The sequence below is a fragment of the Neobacillus sp. C211 genome, assembly GCF_051842875.1.
GTDB lineage: Bacteria > Bacillota > Bacilli > Bacillales > Cytobacillaceae > Neobacillus.
Genome location: NZ_JBPXRO010000112.1, coordinates 1 through 571, shown reverse-complemented (window position 1 = coordinate 571; position 571 = coordinate 1). Strand labels below are relative to the sequence as shown.

Below are 571 nucleotides of genomic sequence, written 5' to 3'. Positions count from 1 at the left end.
ATGAAGTACGCAATCTGCTCTACCAACTGAGCTAATGGCTCATCGTAAGATGAAAGAAAAATGGTGCCGGCGAGAGGACTTGAACCCCCAACCTACTGATTACAAGTCAGTTGCTCTACCAATTGAGCTACCCCGGCGTAAAGTATCGAAATATATTAAGTTTGAACACGCTGGTATTGTTACCGTCATCCTGACCTCAGAAAGCTTATGCAAGCAGCAGCTCGGTCAGTATGCTGAAGTTCATTCAGGAAGCTTATTCGGTCGTGCTCTACCAATTGAGCTACCCCGGCGTAATGTAAAAAAGGTAAATATGGTGGAGGATGACGGGCTCGAACCGCCGACCCTCTGCTTGTAAGGCAGATGCTCTCCCAGCTGAGCTAATCCTCCATATATACCGCCTGGCAACGTCCTACTCTCACAGGGACGCGTGTCCCAACTACCATTGGCGCTGAGAAGCTTAACTTCCGTGTTCGGTATGGGAACGGGTGTGACCTTCTCGCCATTGCTGCCAGACTTGTTTTTTGAGGAATCATTCCCTCAAAACTAGATAATGCAGAAGAAGTTGTAAAAT

General features: G+C 47.6%; 2 tRNA genes and 1 rRNA gene. All 3 read right to left on the bottom strand.

Annotated elements, in window-relative coordinates:
- Positions 1–61: 61 nt before the first annotated feature.
- A tRNA-Thr gene (locus ACSU6B_RS29305) sits at positions 62–137 on the bottom strand.
- Between the two features lie 174 nt (positions 138–311).
- Positions 312–387 (bottom strand) — tRNA-Val (locus ACSU6B_RS29300).
- A gap of 9 nt (positions 388–396) precedes the next feature.
- Positions 397–513, bottom strand: a 5S ribosomal RNA gene (gene rrf / locus ACSU6B_RS29295).
- Positions 514–571 lie beyond the last annotated feature (58 nt).